Annotated in this window: 12 protein-coding genes; 10 read left to right on the plus strand and 2 right to left on the minus strand. The window is 65.9% G+C overall.

Annotated features, from left to right (window positions below; translation table 11 throughout):
• Nucleotides 1-98 precede the first annotated feature (98 nt).
• The 7 genes from ispD (at nt 99) to ASPHE3_RS03815 (ending at nt 7095) form a co-directional block, all read left to right on the plus strand.
• On the plus strand, nt 99-881 hold the full coding sequence (gene ispD, locus ASPHE3_RS03785; RefSeq protein WP_013599909.1) for a 2-C-methyl-D-erythritol 4-phosphate cytidylyltransferase: 783 nt from the start codon (nt 99-101) through the stop codon (nt 879-881).
• 2 nt (nt 882-883) lie between these two features.
• Nucleotides 884-1399 (plus strand): 2-C-methyl-D-erythritol 2,4-cyclodiphosphate synthase, encoded by a 516-nt coding sequence (ispF, locus tag ASPHE3_RS03790; RefSeq protein ID WP_013599910.1) that lies wholly within the window; start codon nt 884-886, stop codon nt 1397-1399.
• A gap of 26 nt (nt 1400-1425) precedes the next feature.
• Nucleotides 1426-2892: a cysteine--tRNA ligase gene (gene cysS / locus ASPHE3_RS03795; RefSeq protein WP_013599911.1), complete on the plus strand. Its 1467-nt coding sequence runs from the start codon at nt 1426-1428 to the stop codon at nt 2890-2892.
• Between the two features lie 115 nt (nt 2893-3007).
• Nucleotides 3008-3997 carry a 23S rRNA (guanosine(2251)-2'-O)-methyltransferase RlmB gene (rlmB, locus tag ASPHE3_RS03800; RefSeq protein ID WP_013599912.1) on the plus strand — a complete coding sequence of 330 codons (990 nt, stop codon included), beginning with the start codon at nt 3008-3010 and terminating at the stop codon, nt 3995-3997.
• A 132-nt stretch (nt 3998-4129) separates the two neighbouring features.
• A complete protein-coding gene (glgX, locus tag ASPHE3_RS03805; RefSeq protein ID WP_013599913.1) occupies nt 4130-6241 on the plus strand; it encodes a glycogen debranching protein GlgX in 2112 nt (703 codons plus the stop codon).
• Nucleotides 6242-6257: 16 nt separating this feature from the next.
• Nucleotides 6258-6731, plus strand: a complete 474-nt coding sequence (locus tag ASPHE3_RS03810; protein ID WP_013599914.1) for a guanyl-specific ribonuclease — start codon at nt 6258-6260, stop codon at nt 6729-6731.
• Nucleotides 6732-6738: 7 nt separating this feature from the next.
• Nucleotides 6739-7095, plus strand: coding sequence for a barstar family protein (locus ASPHE3_RS03815; RefSeq protein ID WP_013599915.1), 357 nt, complete (start codon nt 6739-6741; stop codon nt 7093-7095).
• 6 nt (nt 7096-7101) lie between these two features.
• Here the strand turns inward: ASPHE3_RS03815 and ASPHE3_RS03820 are convergent, their stop codons facing one another.
• Nucleotides 7102-8889 carry a thiamine pyrophosphate-requiring protein gene (locus ASPHE3_RS03820; protein WP_013599916.1) on the minus strand — a complete coding sequence of 596 codons (1788 nt, stop codon included), beginning with the start codon at nt 8887-8889 and terminating at the stop codon, nt 7102-7104.
• A 32-nt stretch (nt 8890-8921) separates the two neighbouring features.
• Nucleotides 8922-11540 (minus strand): alpha-glucan family phosphorylase, encoded by a 2619-nt coding sequence (gene glgP / locus ASPHE3_RS03825; protein WP_174266585.1) that lies wholly within the window; start codon nt 11538-11540, stop codon nt 8922-8924.
• 186 nt (nt 11541-11726) lie between these two features.
• Between glgP and ASPHE3_RS03830 the strand changes: the two genes are divergently transcribed.
• From ASPHE3_RS03830 to ASPHE3_RS03840, 3 genes are read left to right on the plus strand one after another with little or no spacing between them, the layout of a single operon-like run.
• On the plus strand, nt 11727-13775 hold the full coding sequence (locus tag ASPHE3_RS03830) for an alpha-1,4-glucan--maltose-1-phosphate maltosyltransferase (protein ID WP_174266586.1): 2049 nt from the start codon (nt 11727-11729) through the stop codon (nt 13773-13775).
• On the plus strand, nt 13772-15568 hold the full coding sequence (gene treS / locus ASPHE3_RS03835) for a maltose alpha-D-glucosyltransferase (protein ID WP_013599919.1): 1797 nt from the start codon (nt 13772-13774) through the stop codon (nt 15566-15568). The genes ASPHE3_RS03830 and treS overlap by 4 nt, the downstream gene beginning before the upstream one ends.
• A gap of 1 nt (nt 15569) precedes the next feature.
• Nucleotides 15570-19304 (plus strand): 1,4-alpha-glucan branching enzyme, encoded by a 3735-nt coding sequence (locus ASPHE3_RS03840; protein ID WP_013599920.1) that lies wholly within the window; start codon nt 15570-15572, stop codon nt 19302-19304.
• The last annotated feature ends 152 nt before the right edge of the window (nt 19305-19456 follow it).

Genomic DNA, 19456 nt, shown 5'->3' on the forward strand with positions numbered 1-19456 from the left:
AGGTGCCGCCGGGGCTTCTTTTTGCCCTGAAACGCTGCCAGCCGGATTGAGCCCACAGTTTCGGCATCCGCTGCCCGCGGGGACGTAGGCTAGTCCGCATGAGCGAATCACCCACCCGCCTGGTCACCGCCGTGATCCTGGTGGCAGCAGGTTCTGGGCAACGACTGGGCTATGGCATGCCGAAAGCAGCGGTACCACTCGGCGGCGAGCCGATCCTGATGCATGCCCTCCGCGGCATTGTTGCGTCCGGCGCCGCCACCCAGGTGTGCGTCGCGCTGCCCCCGGGTGATGAGCCCCTCCGGCGGCTCTGCGACGAGTTCCGCGAAGAACTGGCCGACGGCGGCCCCCTCCTGAGCGTCGTGGACGGCGGCAGTACGCGTGCGGATTCCGTGCGGGCGGGCATCGCTGCCCTGATGGACGGCATCGAGGCGGTTCTGGTCCATGACGCCGCGCGCGCCCTTACCCCCGAATCCGTCTTCCACCGCGTTTCTGAGGCATTGGCCGCGGGTGCAGCGGCGGTCATTCCCGCTGTGGCGGTTGTGGACACGGTCAAGACGGTTGCGCCCACCACGGGGACAGACGCCAGCTTCGCCCCGGAGATCGTTACGGGAACCGCACCCCGGGAGGAGCTCCGCGCAGTCCAGACGCCGCAGGGCTTCCACCTCGAAACCCTGCTGAAGGCCCATGAGGCCGCGCAGGGCCTCGCCCCCAACGAGTCCGCCGCCGTCACGGACGACGCAATGCTCGTTGAAATGTTGGGCACACCCGTCCATGTGGTGCGGGGATCCACGCAGTCCTTGAAGATCACCACGCCGCTGGACCTGATCCTCGCCGAGGGCCTGCTGGAAGGCCCTTTGGGTGCACGCTGGGTGGAAGGCTAGGAATGGGACCTGCGGACATGATCATCCCCCGCACGGGAATCGGGCTCGATGTCCATGCTTACACCCCCGAGGACCAGCCCCGTCCGCTGTGGCTGGGCGGACTCCTGTGGCCGGGGGAGCGAGGGCTGGCAGGACACTCTGATGGTGATCCGGTGGCCCATGCTGCCGCCGATGCATTGTTTTCCGCTGCCGGGATAGGTGACCTGGGTACGCACTTCGGCACGGACCGGCCCGAGTTCGCCGGCGCTTCCGGGGTCGCGCTGCTCGCCGAAGCCGCACGGATAGTCCGGGCTGCAGGGTTCGAAATAAGCAACGTTGCCGTGCAGTTCGTCGCGAACCGACCCAAGTTCGGCCCGCGGCGGGAAGAATCGCAGCAGGTCCTCAGCGACGCCGCGGACGCTCCGGTCAGTGTTACGGCCACCACCAGCGACCGGCTCGGGTTCACGGGCCGCGGGGAAGGCATTTCCGCGGTCGCCACCGCCCTCGTCTATCCGAGGCCGCACCTTCCCCTCGGCTGATCGGACCCATCGGCTAGTCTGGAGCGGTGACCCTGCGCTTCTATGACACTGCCTCCGCCGAAGTCCGGAACTTCGTACCCCTCGTCGAGGGCAAGGCCAGCCTTTACTACTGCGGAGCCACGGTGCAGGGCATGCCCCACGTGGGCCACATCCGCTCGGCCATCGCTTTTGACCAGTTAACGCGCTGGCTGGCTTTCCGGGGGCTCAGGGTGACAGTGGTCAGGAACGTCACGGACATTGATGACAAGATCCTGGCTAAATCGGAGGCGTCCTTCGCCCCCGGCTTCCAGCCCGAAGCGGGGGAGGTCCCGGAGGAGGAGTGGTGGGCCCTGGCCTACCGCTACGAACGCGAGTTCCTCAAGGCCTATGACATCCTGGGCGTCTCCCGGCCCACCTACGAGCCTCGCGCCACCGGCCACATCCCTGAGATGCATGCCCTCATCCAGCAGCTGATCGACCGCGGGCATGCCTACCCGGCGCTGGACGATTCCGGTGACGTGTATTTCGACGTCCGTTCTTGGAGCAAGTACGGCGCACTCACCAGGCAGAACATCGACGACATGCAGGCGGCACCGGACGCGGATCCACGCGGCAAGAAGGACCCCCGGGACTTCGCCTTGTGGAAGGGTTCAAAAGAGGGAGAGCCGACGACGGCGAGCTGGGCTTCGCCGTGGGGCGCCGGCCGGCCGGGCTGGCACCTGGAGTGCTCCGCGATGGTCACCAAGTACCTGGGGACTGAGTTTGATATCCATGGCGGGGGCCTGGATCTGCGGTTCCCGCACCACGAGAACGAGATGGCCCAGTCGCAGGCGGCCGGGCACCCGTTCGCCAACTTCTGGATGCACAACGGCATGGTGACGTACGAGGGCGAAAAGATGTCCAAGTCCATCGGCAACACCATCAGCCCTGCGGAGATGCTGGAACTCGCGTCACCCCGCGTGGTCCGCTACTACCTCGGCCAGGCACACTACCGCTCTGTCCTGGACTACCGCCCCACCTCCCTGCAGGAGGCCGCGGCCGCCGTCGAACGTATTGACGGCTTCCTGGCCAAGGCGGCGGCGCGCTTCGGCAAGGAGCAGGGTTCCGTGGACGGCGGCTCCGGCCCGTCCAGCAACGCAATGGAAGCGTTCTCCGAGGCCATGGATGACGACCTGAACGTCCCCCGCGCGCTGGCAGCCCTCCACGAAACCGTCCGCGCCGGAAACACGGCGCTTGCCGAAGGGAACGACGACGACGCCCGCCTCGCGCTGGATACGGTGCGGGTCATGACGGACGTCCTGGGCCTTGACGCTGTGGCAGGGATCGACGCCGGCAGCGGCAAGGAGGCAGCCGCCCTGGACGTGCTGGTCCAGGCGCAGCTGGCTGCCCGGGCCGCCGCCCGGGCCCAGAAGGACTGGGCCGCCTCCGACGCTATCCGTGAGACCCTGGCGCACGCCGGCATCGTGGTGGAGGATGGCCCGGACGGGGCCACCTGGACCCTCAAGCGGGACTGAACGCGCGCTTGAACATCCCCGGCTTCCGTCCTGACGTTTCCGCCGCGTGAGGCGATTTTTCCTGGTTCAGTAGACTGGTAGGCAGACTCAGTCAACACAATCAAGGGTGGAACACATGGCCAACAATGGTCGCCGATCGGTTAAAGCAAAGAAGGGCCCAACCATCGGAACCGGTGGCCATGGGCGCAAGGCCCTGGAAGGCAAGGGCCCCACGCCCAAAGCCGAGGACCGCCCGTACCACAAGGCACACAAGGCCAAGCAGCTTGCCGAGCGTTCCGCAGCCAAGCGCAATCCCGGCGCGCGCAGTGCCGGAGCCGCCAAGTCCGGCCCCAAGGGCCGCGCCACGGAGGAAGTGGTGACCGGCCGCAACTCGGTGGTGGAGGCGCTCCGCGCAGGCATCCCTGCCAAAGCCCTGCACGTGGCCATCCGTATTGAAATGGATGACCGGGTCAAGGAATCCCTGAAGATCGCAGCCGAACGCGGCATCCCGCTGCTCGAAACGGGCAAACCCGAGCTGGACCGGATGACCGAGGATGCCGTCCACCAGGGGCTGGTGCTCCAGATCCCGCCGTACGACTACCAGGACGCGTACGAGCTCGCTGAAGAAACGGTCGCGAAGTGGAAGAAGGGGCATGTCGCCAATGCACCGCTCTTCGTGGCGCTGGACGGAATTACCGATCCCCGCAACCTCGGCGCGATCATCCGCTCCGTGTCCGCGTTCAGCGGCCATGGCGTGATCGTCCCCGAGCGCCGTTCCGTCGGCGTCACCGCCTCCGCGTGGAAGACCAGCGCCGGTGCGGCCGTCCGCGTCCCGGTAGCCAGGGCGTCGAACCTCAACAACGCCCTGAAGCAGTTCAAGAACATGGGGATCTTCGTTCTTGGCCTGGACGGGGACGGCGACGTTTCCCTGCCGGACCTGACGCTTGCGACCGAGCCGGTGTGCATAGTAGTGGGCTCGGAAGGGAAGGGCCTGAGCCGCCTGGTCCGCGAGAACTGCGACCAGATCGTCTCCATCCCCATCGATTCCGCCATGGAATCGCTGAATGCCTCAATGGCTGTGGGAATCTCGCTCTACGAGATCTCGCGCCAGCGCGCCGCAAAGTAGGCAGCGCGGGGCCAAGTAACCAGTTGCCCGGGCAGCGGCTTGCCAGAGGCCTGCCCGGGCAACGGGGGCAGTACCCGGTGCCACAATGGCAGCCGGGCGGGAGAGATGCCCTTGGCGGCTAATATTTAGGTGATGGTCATGCCGCTTTTCGACACTGCTTCAACCATGGACGCGTCCAGGGCGCTACCCCTTGGTGTTAGTGTTCCGCGCGCTGATTCGGGCGGGACGCGCCACCGGGCCGGCGGACGCGCCAACGTGGCCTGCTTCGCTCCCGGTGTGGCCAGCCTGGACATCGTGTACATCGCTCCGGGTGGAAGCTGGCGTGTCCAGCGGCTGCCCAACGTCACCCATGGCGTCCACCACGGAATCGTGGAAGACCTCCCCTACGGCTCACGGTACGGTTTCCGTGCTGCCTCCAGCGAGGACTCCCTCCCTTTTTCGGTTCCCACCGGCGGCATCGAGGACGACGGCGGGCAGCCGCTGCTGCTGGATCCCTACGGGCGCGCCGTGGACCAGCGTGACGGCTTCCTGACGAGCGTGCGCATGTCCGGCGACTTCGACTGGGGAACAGACGAGCGGCTGCGACTGCCCTGGCGAAACACGATCATCTATGAGGCGCACGTCCGCGGGCAGAGCATGCTCCATCCGGATGTTCCCGAGGAACTGCGGGGCACCTACGCCGGGATGGCCCATCCCGCCATCATTGAGCACCTGACCAGCCTGGGTATCACGTCCGTGCAACTGCTGCCAGTCCACTTCCACCTGGATGAGCCGCACCTGCAGGACCTTGGACTGACGAACTACTGGGGCTACAACACGGCGGCCTTCTTCGCCCCGCATCCCGGTTATGCCACGCGGGCAGCGCAGGCAGCGGGGCCGCAGGCGGTCCAGGACGAGTTCAAGGGCATGGTCAAGCTCCTTCACGCCGCAGGCCTGGAAGTCATCCTTGATGTCGTTTACAACCACACGGCAGAGGGGGGTCCGGACGGCCCGACGATCAGCTTCCGCGGATTGGGGGAGCAGACCTACTACCGCACCGACGGGCACGGAAAGTACGTGGATACTACAGGCTGCGGAAACAGCCTGAACTTCGGTGAACCCCGGGTAGTCCAGATGGTCCTTGACTCCCTGCGCTACTGGGTGGACGAGTTCCACATCGACGGCTTCCGCTTTGATCTTGCCGTGACACTGTGCCGCAATGCCGCCAACGAGTTCGACCCGCGGCATCCGTTCCTGGTCGCCATCGCCGCGGATCCGGTCCTCTCCGACGTGAAGCTGATCGCCGAACCATGGGATGTGGGCTACGGCGGCTGGCAGACCGGCCGCTTCCCCGGAGGGTGGGTGGACTGGAACGACCATTTCCGCGACGCACTTCGCTCCTTCTGGCTGGCCGACCGCGCTGCCCTCGATGCCGGCGGTCATGGTGGACCCATGGCAAAACTTGCGGATGCGCTGTCCGGGTCCGCTGCCCTTTTCCAGGCCTCGGGCCGTTCCCGCCTTGCATCGGTAAACTTCGTCACCGCACATGACGGCTTTACCCTCAACGACCTCGTTTCCTATGACCGCAAGCACAATGAGGACAATGGCGAGGAGAACAGGGACGGGCACGGGGACAACCGCAGCTACAATCACGGTGTGGAGGGCCCCACCGAGGATGGCAGGATCCTTGCCAAGCGCGCCCAGTCCCGCCGCAACCTGATGGCCTCAATGCTGATCTCCCTTGGCGTTCCCATGATTGCCGCCGGAGATGAACTGGCCCGGACCCAGCACGGCAACAACAACGCCTACTGCCAGGACAACCACATTGCCTGGCTGGATTGGACCCGCACGCCCGAGTCCCACGAGATGCTTCGCAGCACCAAGCGCTACATCCGTTTGCGCAAGGAGTTCCTCGCGGCTCAGCCGCACGACTTTCCCGTCCGCGACGAGCAGTCCTACCTGTACTGGTTCGACAAAGACGGGCATCCCATGACCCGTGAATGCTGGAATGACCCGCAGCACCGCGTGGTGCAGCTCCTGCTGGGCTCCGATAACGGCGCCCTGGCCGGACTGATGGTGGTGAACGGCAGCGGCTCGGACGTCCAGATCACGCTGCCGCGCGTCACTGCCGAGGGCACCTCGCAGCGGTTGTTCGAGCTCCGGCTGACCACCTCGCCCCTGCACGAGGTGCGCCAGGGCGGCCGGGTGGCGGCGGGGGAGAAGGACCTCGTGGAGGCCCACTCCATCAGTATCTACCGCACCTAGGACCGGGAGCACCAGAATGCGCAACCGTTCCCTCCTGCCCCTGCTGTTGGCAGGACTGGCAGTACTTGCCCTGCTGGCTTTCGGCGGCACCGGCGTCCTGGGCCAGTGGACGGAAAGTACGACGCCGGCGCCCACCTCCGCTGCCGCGCCCTCGCAGCCGCAGGTGGCGGCCACACAGGATGCGCCCGGCCGGAACAACCCCTCCACGCTGCCTCCGATAAGGGAGTCGGAGCTTCCGGCCGAAGGCCGGAGAGTACTCGGAATGATCCGCGGGGGCGGGCCCTACCGCTACAGCCAGGACGACCAGGTGTTCGGCAACTTCGAGCGGATCCTGCCACGGCGGGACAGGGGCTATTACCGCGAGTACACGGTGCCGACGCCCGGAGAGTCGGACAGGGGCGCCCGCCGGATCGTGGCGGGGGCCGGCGGGGACAAGTACTACACGGACGACCATTACCAGACGTTCAAGTTCATACTGGAAGGCACCTAGCACAGCGATGAAGATCTACTCAGGCGACACCTGGACCTTGGAAGAACTGCAGGAGCAGGTGACGGACGCGGGGCGCCGGAGCCTGGTTATTCCCCCGGCGGACAGCAAGAAGGCCGTCCTGGAAACCTTCGGCGAAGTCCTGGATTTTCCGGAAGACTACGGTGTCAACCTCGACGCACTGAACGACTCACTGCATGATTTCGCCGACGCCATCACGGACAACGGGAATCCCCCGGTGACGGTTCTGTGGCAGGTGGCTGCCCCGTTCCGCGCTGACAGGTCCTTCGGGATAATCTGCGAGATCCTCCAGGACGCGGAACGCTATGCCGGGAAGGACCTGGCCGTGACCGCCGTGCTGCTCTAGGAGCACCTAAACCCGGGGACGCTCCTCATGCCCGAGGTAGGTATCCAGCAAGGCGGAAGCACGGCCGCCGTCGACCTCCGCTGCGAGGCCCTTGCGCATGGTCTCCGCCTTTTCCCGCCCGGCCGGGAACGGCGGCAGGAGGGGAATTTCGGGATCGGTCAGCACGTCGATCACCACCGGACGGTCGGCCGCTAATGCCCGCTCCCAGGCGTCCCCTAGGAGCTCGGGATCCTCGACGCGGATGCCGGTCAGGCCCAACAGGTCCGCGTACCCCGCGAACGGAAAATCAGGGAGCTCCTGGCTGGCCGCGAACCGTGGTTCGCCTTCGGACTCCCGCTGCTCCCAGGTCACCTCGGTCAGTTCCCGGTTGTTGAAGACGCAGACCACGAACCGGGGATCGGCCCATTGCCGCCACCGGTGGGCGACGGTCACCAGTTCGGCGATGCCCGCCATCTGCATGGCCCCATCGCCCGCGAGCGCCACCAGCGGACGCTCGGGATGCGCCAGCTTCGCCGCGATGCCGTAGGGGATGGAGCACCCCATGCTTGCCAAGGTCCCGGAAAGGTGAGCAGGGACACCTGGCGGAAGGACAAGCTGCCGCGCATACCAGTAAACGCAACTGCCGACGTCGATACTCACCAGGGCGTCCGCCGGCAGCCTGCCGTTCAGCTCCCGGACCACGCGCTCCGGGTTGATGGGGCGGGCCGGCACTGCTGCCCGGTCCGCGGCGAGGAGGCGCCAGCGGCTGACCTCCGCCTCCACATCCGATCGCCAGGCGCCGCGCGGGCGGGTCTCAAGCCTGGCGCCCAGGGCTTCAAGCGCAGCCGCTGCGTCTCCGGCGAGTCCCACCTCCACCGGGTAGCGATTGCCGATCTTCCGTTCATCGATGTCGATCTGGACGGCGCGGGCAGCGCCCGGCGGCGGATAGAACTCGGTCCAGGGATCGTTGGAACCGACGATCAGCAGGGCATCGCAGTGCCCCAGCAGGTGCGCGCTGGCAGTGGTACCCAGATGCCCCATGGTGCCCACGGCGAAGGGCAGCGTTTCGTCGACGTACGGCTTGCCCAGCAAACTGGTGGCAATTCCGGCTCCCAGCTTCTCCGCCACCGCCACCACCTCCTTGGCTGCGTGCCGCGCTCCCTGGCCCACCAGCAGCGCCACCCTCTCCGCGGAGTTCAGCAGGGCAGCGGCCGCGTCCAGGTCCTCTTCCCGGGGCGAAGCGGCTGCCGTGCTCCACGACGGCGCGGTAACCACGATGCCGTGCTCCTGCGGGAGTTCCGGCGCTGGCGCTGACTGGAGATCGTGCGGAACGATGACCACGCAGGGCGAGGAAGTGGCCTTGGCGGTGCGGAAGGCCCGGTCCAGGACCATCGGAACCTGCTCAGGTGCGCTGACCTGCTGGACGAACTGCGCCGCGACGTCCTTGAACAGGGAGGTGAGGTCGATCTCCTGCATGTAGGCGGAACCCAGCACCGTCCGGCTTTGTTGCCCCACGATCGCAACCACCGGAACGCTGTCCAGCTTGGCGTCATACAGGCCGTTCAGCAGGTGGACGGCACCCGGCCCCTGGGTGGAGGTGACCACCCCCACCCCGCCGGTGTACTTCGCGTGCCCCACCGCCATGAAGGCGGCCGTTTCCTCGTGCCGCGCCTGGACGAACTCAACCCGTCCCTCGGCCCGGCGCAGGGCCCCCATGAAGCCGTTGATCCCGTCACCGCTATAGCCAAAGACCCGGTTGACGCCCCAGGCACTGAGCCGGTCCACAATCACATCGGCCACGGTACGGTCAGTCATGGTCTCCTCCGGTCCTTGCCAGTGTGCATGCCTTAAGCGTTGACGATCAGTCCCAGCTCGGCCTTCGAGGCCAGTGCGTCGTGCCGGGGCAGGACGCGCACGGTGTAGCCGAACGGCCCCGAACGGTCGATCACCAGCGAGCCGCTGAACAGGTGGCGCCCGCTTCCCAGGTCCTCCTGCACCTTCAGTTCCATGACCGTGATGTCGGCGAGGGTATCGCTCTCCTCGGCGCGCCCATAGGCAACTTCCACGGCAACATCGTCCGGCGTGAGGTTGTGCAGCGCCACGTACGCGTTGACCTGGAGGGTGTCGCCGATCTGCGGATCTTCGGAGACGCCCACGGAGTCCACGTGCTCCACGTGGACCAGCGGCCAGGCGGAGCGTACCTTTGCCGTCCAGGCGGCCAGCGCGCGGGCCTGCGAGTAGGAATTGGCCGAGGCGCTCCGTCCCGCCTCCGCCGCCGGACGGTAGAGGATGTTCACATAGTCCCGCAGCATGCGTTCGGCAGAAACCTGCGGTCCGAGGTGCGAAAGCGTGTGCTTGATCATGGAAACCCAGTGCGTGGGCACCTTTTCCGCGCCCGACGTCGACGGCCCTGCCGCCCCGGCGCCGGCGGAGACTGTGCTGCCATAGAAGCGGGGAGCCACCTGCGTCTCAAGCAACTCATACAGCGCGGCGGCCTCGATGTCGTCCCGTTCTTCGGCGGACGCGCCGTTGTTGGCGGTGGGGATCGCCCAGCCGTTCTCGCCGTCGTACATCTCGTCCCACCAGCCGTCCAGGACGGAAAGGTTCAGGGAGCCGTTGAGCGCTGCCTTCATTCCGGACGTTCCGCACGCCTCCAGGGGCCGCAGCGGGTTGTTCAGCCACACGTCGCACCCCGGGAAAAGCGTGCGGGCCATGGCGATGTCATAGTTCGGCAGGAAGGCGATCCGGTGGCGTACCTCGGGATCGTCGGTGAAGCGGACCAGGTCCTGGATCATCTTCTTGCCGGCATCGTCTGCCGGGTGGGACTTGCCCGCGATGACCAGCTGGATGGGGTGTTCCTTGTGGAGGAGCAGCGCCTTGAGCCGTTCGGGTTCGCGGAGCATCAGGGTCAGGCGCTTGTAGGTGGGGACGCGGCGGGCAAAGCCGATGGTCAGGACGTCCGGGTCCAGGACATTGTCCGTCCAGCCCAGCTCTGCGTCGGCAGCGCCGCGTTTCTTCCATGAGGCCCGCAGCCTGCGGCGGACGTCCTCCACCAGCGCAGCCCGCAGCTCGCGGCGCAGGGCCCACACGTCGGCGTCGCTGACGTTGTAGGCGAGGTCCCAGCGGCCGTTCGCCTCAGCCTCGCTGCCGAACTGGTCACGCGCCAGCTTGGAAATGCGGCTGTCCACCCAGGTGGGGACGTGGACCCCGTTGGTCACGGAGGTAATGGGGACCTCGGAGTGGTCGAAGCCCGGCCAGAGGGCGGAGAACATCCCCCGCGACACTTCCCCGTGCAGTTTGGCCACGCCGTTGGCGCGCTGTGCCAGGCGAAGCCCCATCACAGCCATGTTGAAAACGGAAGGGTTACCGTCAGCGTAGTTCTCCCGGCCCAGTTCCAGGATCCGGTCCGTGGGGACGTCCGGCGCCAGCCCTGCCTGGAAGAAGTGGTGGATCTGGGCGATCTCGAACCTGTCGATACCGGCAGGGACGGGGGTGTGGGTGGTGAAGACGGTGGATGCCCGGCCGGCAGCGAGGGCTTCATCGAAGGTGAGGGCTTCATCCCCGCTCATCAGTTCCTGGATGCGTTCGATGCCCAGGAAGCCGGCGTGCCCTTCATTGGTGTGGAACACCTCGGGCGCCGTGGTCCCGGTCAGTTTCTGGAAGGCCCGCAGTGCCTTCACGCCGCCCATGCCCAGCAGCAGCTCCTGCTGCAGCCGGTGGTCTCCGCCGCCCCCGTACAGGCGGTCGGTGATGCTGCGTGCGGCGTCATCGTTGCCCGGCACGTTCGAGTCCAGCAGCAGCAGGGGAACGCGTCCGACGTCGGCACGCCAGATGTGTGCCAGCAGGCGGCGGCCGTTGGGCAGGGGGAGAGCGATCTGCAGGGGACGGCCGATGCCGTCCGCCGCGGGCTCACGCAGCAGGGTCAGCGGCAGGCCGTCCGGGTCCAGGACCGGATAGGTCTCCTGCTGCCAGGCGTCCCGCGAGAGGGACTGCTTGAAGTAGCCGGCCTGGTACAGCAGTCCTACGCCGATCAGGGGCACGCCGAGATCCGAGGCCGCCTTCAGGTGGTCGCCGGCCAGGATGCCCAAACCGCCCGAATACTGCGGGAGGACTTCCGTGATGCCGAATTCGGGGGAGAAGTAGGCAATTGACGCCGGGGCGTCCGGGCCAAGGCTTTGGTACCAGCGCGGCTCCTCAAGGTAGCGGTTGAGGTCCTCTTCCGCCGCCCTCACGCGCTCCACCACCGAACGGTTTGCCGCAAGCTGCTGGAACTCTTCCCGGCTCACCATTCCCAGGAAGCCCACCGGGTCCTGGCCGCTTTCCTCCCACAGGCGGGGGTTCAGTCCCGCAAAAAGTTCGCGCGTGGGACGGTGCCAGGACCAGCGCAGGTTGCTCGCCAACCGGGCCAGCGGACGGATCGGTTCGGGGAGGACAGTACGGACGGTAAATCTGCGGATTGCCTTCACCTGCGTCACACTAACCGACAACCTGCGCGGCTGGAACCAGCCCCGGGTTTCTTTTGGGTAAATGACAGCAGCCACCAAGGAAATGACGAGCGACGCAACGAATTTAGTGCGCAGGCTTAGCAATCCGGGTCTTTTCTCGCTAACGTCGAGCTTGTGACGACTAACTCAGGAACCAGTGCCGCATCAATGCAATTGTCGAAGGGCCACATCACTGACGGCCTGCGGTTCGGACGTTTTCCGATCACCGCCGTGCAGCCCGTCGTGGAGGGAGGCAAATTCCCGGCCAAGGCCCTCCCAGGCGAAGGAATCGTGGTTGGGGCCACCGCATTCCGCGAGGGGCATGACCAGCTGGGCGTCAGCGCAGTGCTCTTTGACCCGGACGGAAACGAGCGCCAGCGCGTAAGGCTCGCACCGCCCCGCGGGGAACGCGGCATGGGAACGGACCGCTGGGAAGGCGTCCTCACGCCGTCGGACACCGGCAACTGGTCCTTCGCCATTGAGGCCTGGCATGACAGGTACGGCACCTGGCACCACAACGCCGAGGTGAAGGTGGAAGCCGGCATCGACGTGGAACTGATGCTGGCCGAAGGATCCGCCCTGCTGGGTGAAGCAGCCGAGGACGAGTCCCGCAGCGAGTGGGACCGGGGCGTACTCCGCGCCGCCGCCGGCAGGCTCGCCGACACATCCCTCAGCACGGAAGAGCGCCTCGGCGCCGGCTTCGGGCACGACGTAGCCGGGGTTGTGGGGCACCAGCCCATCCGTGAACTGGTGACCGTCTCCGAAAAGTTCCCCCTGAACGTTGAACGCGACCGGGCCGGGCGCGGCGCCTGGTACGAGTTCTTTCCCCGCTCCGAAGGGGCGGTCAAGGACCACGCCACGGGCGCCTGGACCTCCGGAAACTTCCGCACCGCTGCCAAGCGGCTCGACGCCGTGGCCGCCATGGGCTTCGACGTCATCTACATGCCGCCCATCCATCCCATCGGCGTGCAGCACCGCAAGGGCCCCAACAACACACTGATCGCCGGACCAAACGATCCAGGCTCGCCCTGGGCAATCGGTGCTGCCGAGGGCGGGCACGACGCCATCCATCCCGACCTCGGCACCTTCGAGGACTTTGACGCCTTCGTGGCCCGCGCCAATGAGCTTGGCCTGGAAGTTGCGCTGGACCTCGCGCTCCAGGCGGCTCCCGACCATCCCTGGGTACAGTCGCACCCGGAGTGGTTCACCACCCGCGTGGACGGCAGCATTGCCTATGCCGAGAATCCGCCCAAGAAGTACCAGGACATTTATCCGCTCAATTTCGATAATGATCCCGAAGGTCTTTCAAACGAAATTCTGCGGATTGTGCTGCTCTGGGTGAGCCACGGCGTAAAGATCTTCCGGGTGGATAACCCGCACACCAAGCCGGTTTGGTTCTGGGAATGGCTTATTGCACAGGTAAATAAGGAAGTTCCCGGCGTGGTGTTCCTGGCAGAGGCATTCACGCGCCCCGCCATGATGCACGCGCTGGGCCGGGCGGGGTTCCAGCAGTCCTACACCTACTTCACCTGGCGCAACACCAAGAAGGAAATCGAGTCTTACTTCAACGAGGTGAGCCACGAGTCAGCAGCCTTCTTCCGCCCCAACTTCTTTGTCAACACCCCGGACATCCTTACTGAATACCTGCAGTTTGGCGGCCCGGCGGCGTTCAGGATCAGGGCTGCCCTGGCAGCCACGGCCAGCCCCTTGTGGGGCGTCTATGCAGGCTACGAGCTGTATGAGCATGTGGCCCGGCCCGGCGCGGAGGAGTACATCGACAACGAAAAGTTCGAGTACAAGGAACGCGACTGGGACGCGGCAGCGCACTCCGGCCGCACCCTTGCCCCCTACATCACGCGGCTTAACGAGATCAGGCATGCCCACCCGGCGCTGCAGGACCTGCAGAACCTCACGGTCCACCACAGCACCGATGAAGCCACCGTGGTCTACTCCAAGCACAAGACGCTGCCGGACGGATCCAAGGACACGCTCATCGTGGTGGTCAACGTCGATCCGCACGCAACCCGGGAGTGCACAGTGTCGCTCGACCTGGCAGCCCTTGAGCTGGACCCCCAGGACCTGACGCACAACGGGGGCTTCCACGTGGAGGACCTCATCTCCGGTGAAAGCTGGGAATGGGGCGAGTACAACTACGTCCGGCTGGACCCGCACGTAGAGCCCGCCCACATCCTGAGCGTGAGGAGAACGCATCAGTGAATTTCAACCCGCAGGGCTCCGGCCAGCACTTCACCCCAAAAAGCACGTTCGAGCTAAACGCTCCGGGCCTCCAGCACGATCCGCTCTGGTACCGAAAGGCCGTGTTTTACGAAGTACTTGTACGAGCTTTCGCGGACGCCAACGGTGACGGCTCCGGAGACTTCTCCGGCCTCATCGACAGGCTTGACTACCTGCAGTGGCTGGGCGTGGACTGCCTCTGGCTGCCGCCGTTCTTCCAGTCACCGCTGCGTGACGGCGGCTACGACATCTCCGACTACAACTCCGTCCTGGACGAATTCGGCACCATCAGCGACTTCAAGCGGCTGGTTGCCGAGGCGCATGCACGGGGAGTCCGGGTGATCATCGACCTGCCCCTGAACCACACCTCGGACCAGCACCCCTGGTTCCAGGAGTCCCGCAAGGACCCGGATGGGCCCTTCGGCGACTTCTACGTCTGGAGCGATACGGACGAGAAGTACCAGGACGCGCGCATCATCTTCGTGGACACCGAGGAATCGAACTGGACGTTCGATCCCATCCGGCGCCAGTTTTTCTGGCACCGCTTCTTCAGCCACCAGCCGGACCTGAACTTCGAAAACCCGAAGGTTATCGAGGCGCTGTTCGACGTGGTCCGGTTCTGGCTGGACCAGGGCATAGATGGGTTCCGCGCGGACGCCATCCCGTACCTCTACGAGGAGGAGGGCACCAACTGCGAGAACCTTCCGGCTACCCACGAGTTCCTCCGACGGCTCCGCACCATGGTGGACGAAAGCTACCCCGGGCGAGTCATAATCGCTGAGGCCAACCAGCCGCCCAACGAAGTGGTGGAGTACTTCGGTACCGAAGACGAACCCGAATGCCATATGGCCTTCCACTTCCCGATCATGCCGCGCCTTTACTATGCGCTCCGGGACCAGAAAGCCGCCCCCATCATCGAGACCATGCACGACACTCCGGAAATACCGGACGGGGCGCAATGGGGAACCTTCCTGCGGAACCATGACGAGCTGACCCTGGAAATGGTCACGGCAGATGAGCGCGCTGCCATGCTCGGCTGGTATGCGCCGGACCCACGAATGCGGGCCAACATCGGGATCAGGCGCAGGCTGGCGCCCCTGCTGGATAACTCGCGCGCCGAGATCGAACTGATCAACGCGCTGCTGCTCTCGCTTCCCGGCAGCCCGTTCCTGTATTACGGGGACGAGATCGGGATGGGGGACAACATCTGGCTTGAAGACCGGGACGCCGTCAGAACCCCCATGCAGTGGAATCCGGACCGGAACGCAGGCTTTTCCAACGCGGATCCCGGCAAGCTCTACCTGCCTCCCATCCAGTCCCTGGTGTACAACTACGGCATGGCCAACGTTGAGGCAGAGGCGGCCCACTCAGGTTCGCTGCTGCGCTGGACCCGCCAGATCCTGAGCGTCCGGAAGAACCATCCGGCCTTTGGCCTGGGCGGGTTCAAGCATGTGGATGCCGACCACGACGCCGTCCTGGCTTACCTGCGGGAGCTGCCGGACGGCAATTCTGCCGGTGCCGACTCTGAAACCATCCTCTGTGCCTTCAACCTCTCCCAGCATCCCGTGGCAGCCCAACTGAAGGTTCCGCAGTACGCCGGACGCGGGCTGCGGGATGTGTTTGGCGGCCAGCCGTTCCCGGGCATCAACGAGGACGGAAACCTCACGTTGACCCTGGGCAGCCATGACTTCTTCTGGTTGCGGATCCGCTCAGCGGGTTCCAACCCGTCCTCTCCCTATACGCAGGCAATGCCGATCCTCTCGATTGAGAACTGACATGAACCAGCCCATCCTCACCCCCGCCCTGATTTCCCTCCTCCGCGAATGGCTGCCCCGGCAGCGCTGGTTCCCGGTCAAGACACCCGACTTCGAGGTCTCCCAGGCCGGAAGCCTGGGGCTGGAGGACCCCTCCGGCCACGCGGGCCTGGAGGTGTTCCTCCTGCGCGTCACCACCAGGGCGTCCGACGGCGGCCAGCGGACGGCCGTGGTCCAGGTCCCGCTGAGCTTCCGCCAAGCTCCGGCAGCCGGCATGGAGCGGGCCCTGGTGGGCCAGGCGGCCGGCATGGACCCGTCCAGGACCTGGGTCTACGACGCCGTTCACGATCCCGACTTCGTGGGCGGCTGGCTCGAGCTCATGCGGCAGGAGGAGAAGGCGCCGAGCGGGACGGCCGCCGGCTTCCGTGTCTCAGCGGAGCAGCGGCTCCCCACCAGCCGCGGGGTTGTGAAGGTGCTGTCCGGCGAGCAGTCCAACAGTTCAGTCATCGTGGACGACGGCGAGTCCGCCGCCATCGTGAAATTCTTCCGGGTGCTGTCCCACGGGACCAACCCGGAAGTTGAAGTAGGTGCGGCGCTGACGGCGGCAGGTACTTCCGAGGTTCCAGCAACGCTCGGCTGGGTGCGGGGCGAGTGGCTCTCCGAGAACGGGGCGGAGCCCAACGAATCCGCGGCAGCCCAAGCCGGCCCGCGTTACGTCCAGGGCGAACTGGCCGTGGCCCACGAATTCCTGGCCGGGGGCCGCGATGCGTGGCGGTTGGCCGTGGATGCCGCCAGGTCGGGCACGGACTTCACGGCGGAGGCCCATGCCCTCGGCGAGGCCACGGCAACCGTGCACCAGCGTCTGGCCCAGGCCCTGGGACAGGCTGTCGAACCCGAGCCCGGCCAGTTGATTGCTCCAGCAGTAGCCCAGCGCGTCCGGCAGGCATGGGCAGAAGCCCGGTCCGCCGTCGGCCCCTATGACGACGCCCTGGACGCCCTGCTGGACCGGCTGGACCATGCCCCGGCAGGACCACTGCAGCGCATCCATGGGGACCTGCACCTGGGCCAGATACTCCAGGTGCCAGGGCAGGCGGGAAACCCCGCACGGTGGGCGATCCTGGATTTCGAAGGCGAACCCCTGCGTCCCGTCGCCGAACGCAACGTTCCGGATGTTCCCCTGCGGGACGTCGTCGGCATGCTGCGTTCCTTCGACTACGCCGCGGGCGCGGCACAGCGCGAACAGGAAGGCGCGCACGTGCCTGCCACCTGGGTGGACGACTGTGCCGAGGCCTTTCTGGCCGGGTACGCGGGGGTCACTCCCGGCACCGTGGACCGCGAGTCCCCCCTGTTTGTGGCATTGTGGCTGGACAAGGCGCTGTACGAAGTAGTTTATGAAATGCGCAACAGGCCCGACTGGCTGGCGATCCCCGTGAACGCCTCCAGGCGGCTCCTCAACGGTAACGGCACCGGCGATCACGCCGGAGCAGCATCGGAAGGTAACGAAATGACAGGCTCAGCACGAACTGACCGCCCAGGGGTGCCCCTGCAGGTGGATGACGGCACCTTGGGTAGGATAGCGAACGGTGAACACCACGCCCCCCACTCAGTCCTGGGCGCGCACCTTGACGACTACGGCCACGTCACCATCCGCACCGTAAAGCACCTCGCCGAAGCCGTCACCGTCATCACCGCGGCCGGCGAGACTCCCATGGAGCATGAAGCTCATGGCGTTTGGGTAGCCGTTATCGACCCGCTCCAGCAGGGCCACGTCCCGGATTACCGCCTCGCCGTCACCTATCCGGGTGCCGAACCGGTCACAGTGGACGAGCCCTACCGCTACCTGCCGACAGTAGGAGAAGTCGACCTCCACCTGATTGGGGAGGGACGGCACGAAAAGCTCTGGGAAGTGCTTGGCGCACACGTCCAGCACTACAAATCCTCCTTGGGGGACGTGGACGGTGTGTCCTTCGCCGTCTGGGCGCCCAATGCGCAGGCGGTCCGGGTCAAGGGCGACTTCAACGCCTGGGACGGACGCGAAAACTCCCTCCGCTCACTTGGTTCCTCCGGCGTCTGGGAAATCTTCATTCCCGGGGTTGTGGCAGGGGCGTGCTACAAATTCGAAATCCGCACCCGGGCAGGACACTGGGTGGAGAAAGCCGACCCGTTGGCCTTCGGCACCGAAGTACCTCCGCTGACTGCATCGAAGGTTGTGGAGCCTTCCTACGCCTTCAAGGACCAGGAGTGGATGGAGGCCCGCGCGAAGCGGGATCCGCACAACTCCGCCATGAGTGTCTATGAGGTGCACCTCGGTTCCTGGCGCCTGGGCCTGGGCTACCGGGAACTGGCCAAGGAGCTCGTGGACTACGTCAAGTGGCTGGGCTTCACGCACGTTGAGTTCATGCCCGTGGCAGAGCACCCGTTCGGCGGCTCCTGGGGCTACCAGGTCACTTCCTACTTTGCGCCCACGTCCCGCTTCGGCCACCCGGATGAGTTCCGCTACCTGGTGGACACGCTCCACCAGGCCGGCATCGGTGTCCTGCTGGACTGGGTACCGGCGCACTTCCCGAAGGACGCCTGGGCGCTCGCCCAGTTCGACGGCGAACCCCTGTACGAGCACGCCGACCCCAACCTGGGCGAACACCCAGACTGGGGCACCCTGATCTTCGACTTCGGGCGTACCGAAGTCAGGAACTTCCTGGTGGCCAATGCGCTCTACTGGCTGGATGAGTTCCATATCGACGGACTGCGCGTGGATGCTGTGGCGTCCATGCTCTATCTCGACTACTCGCGGCAGGACGGGCAGTGGCAGCCCAACCGCTTCGGCGGCAGGGAAAACCTGGAAGCCATCTCGTTCCTGCAGGAAGCCAACGCCACGGTGTACAAAACGCACCCGGGTGCGGTGATGATCGCCGAGGAATCCACGGCCTTCCCCGGCGTAACCGGTCCCACCAGCCACGGCGGCCTGGGATTTGGGCTGAAGTGGAACATGGGCTGGATGCACGACTCCCTCAAGTACATCTCCGAGGACCCGGTCAACCGCAAGTGGCACCACGGAACGGTCACCTTCTCCCTGGTTTACGCCTTCACCGAGAACTTCCTGCTGCCCATCAGCCACGACGAGGTTGTACACGGCAAGGGCTCCATGCTGCGCAAGATGCCCGGCGACCGCTGGCAGCAGCTGGCCAACCTCCGCGCGTTCCTGGCCTACCAGTGGGCGCACCCCGGCAAGCAGCTCATCTTCATGGGCACGGAGTTCGGCCAGGAAGCCGAGTGGTCCGAGCAGCACGGGCTGGACTGGTGGCTCGCCGACATCCCGGCGCACCAGGGAGTGCAGCTGCTGACCAAGGACCTGAACGAGCTGTACCGTTCCACCCCCGCCCTGTACACGCGGGACAACGAGCCCGGCGGCTTCCAGTGGATCAACGGGGGAGACGCGGACCGCAACGTTCTGTCCTTCATCCGTTGGGATAACGACAACAACCCGCTGGTCTGCGCAATCAACTTCTCGGGAGCCCCGCACGCGGGTTACACCTTGGGTGTCCCCCAGGCCGGGACCTGGAAAGAGGTGCTGAACACGGACGCGACAACCTACGGGGGATCCGGTGTCCTCAACTCAGGCGAATTGAAGGCAACGGCCCACGGACAGGACGGGCAGCCGGCCACGTTGAGCGTTACCCTGCCGCCGCTGGGTGCCGCTTACTTCAAGCCGGGAGCGCCGGCCGCAGGCTTGAAGCCGGGAGCGCCGGCCGCCGACTGACGTGGTCCCGCTCCGCTGAACCGCCTTGAGGGGAAGGCCCGGAATCCTTGGGATTCCGGGCCTTTTTCCTGTCCGCAGAGCAGGCCGCAGGATCCCGCTCGAAGCCCGGTTGGCGATCCCGCAAGAGTGGTGGTAGAGTTTATTTCCGCGCT

The organism is Pseudarthrobacter phenanthrenivorans Sphe3, from assembly GCF_000189535.1.
Lineage (GTDB): Bacteria > Actinomycetota > Actinomycetes > Actinomycetales > Micrococcaceae > Arthrobacter > Arthrobacter phenanthrenivorans.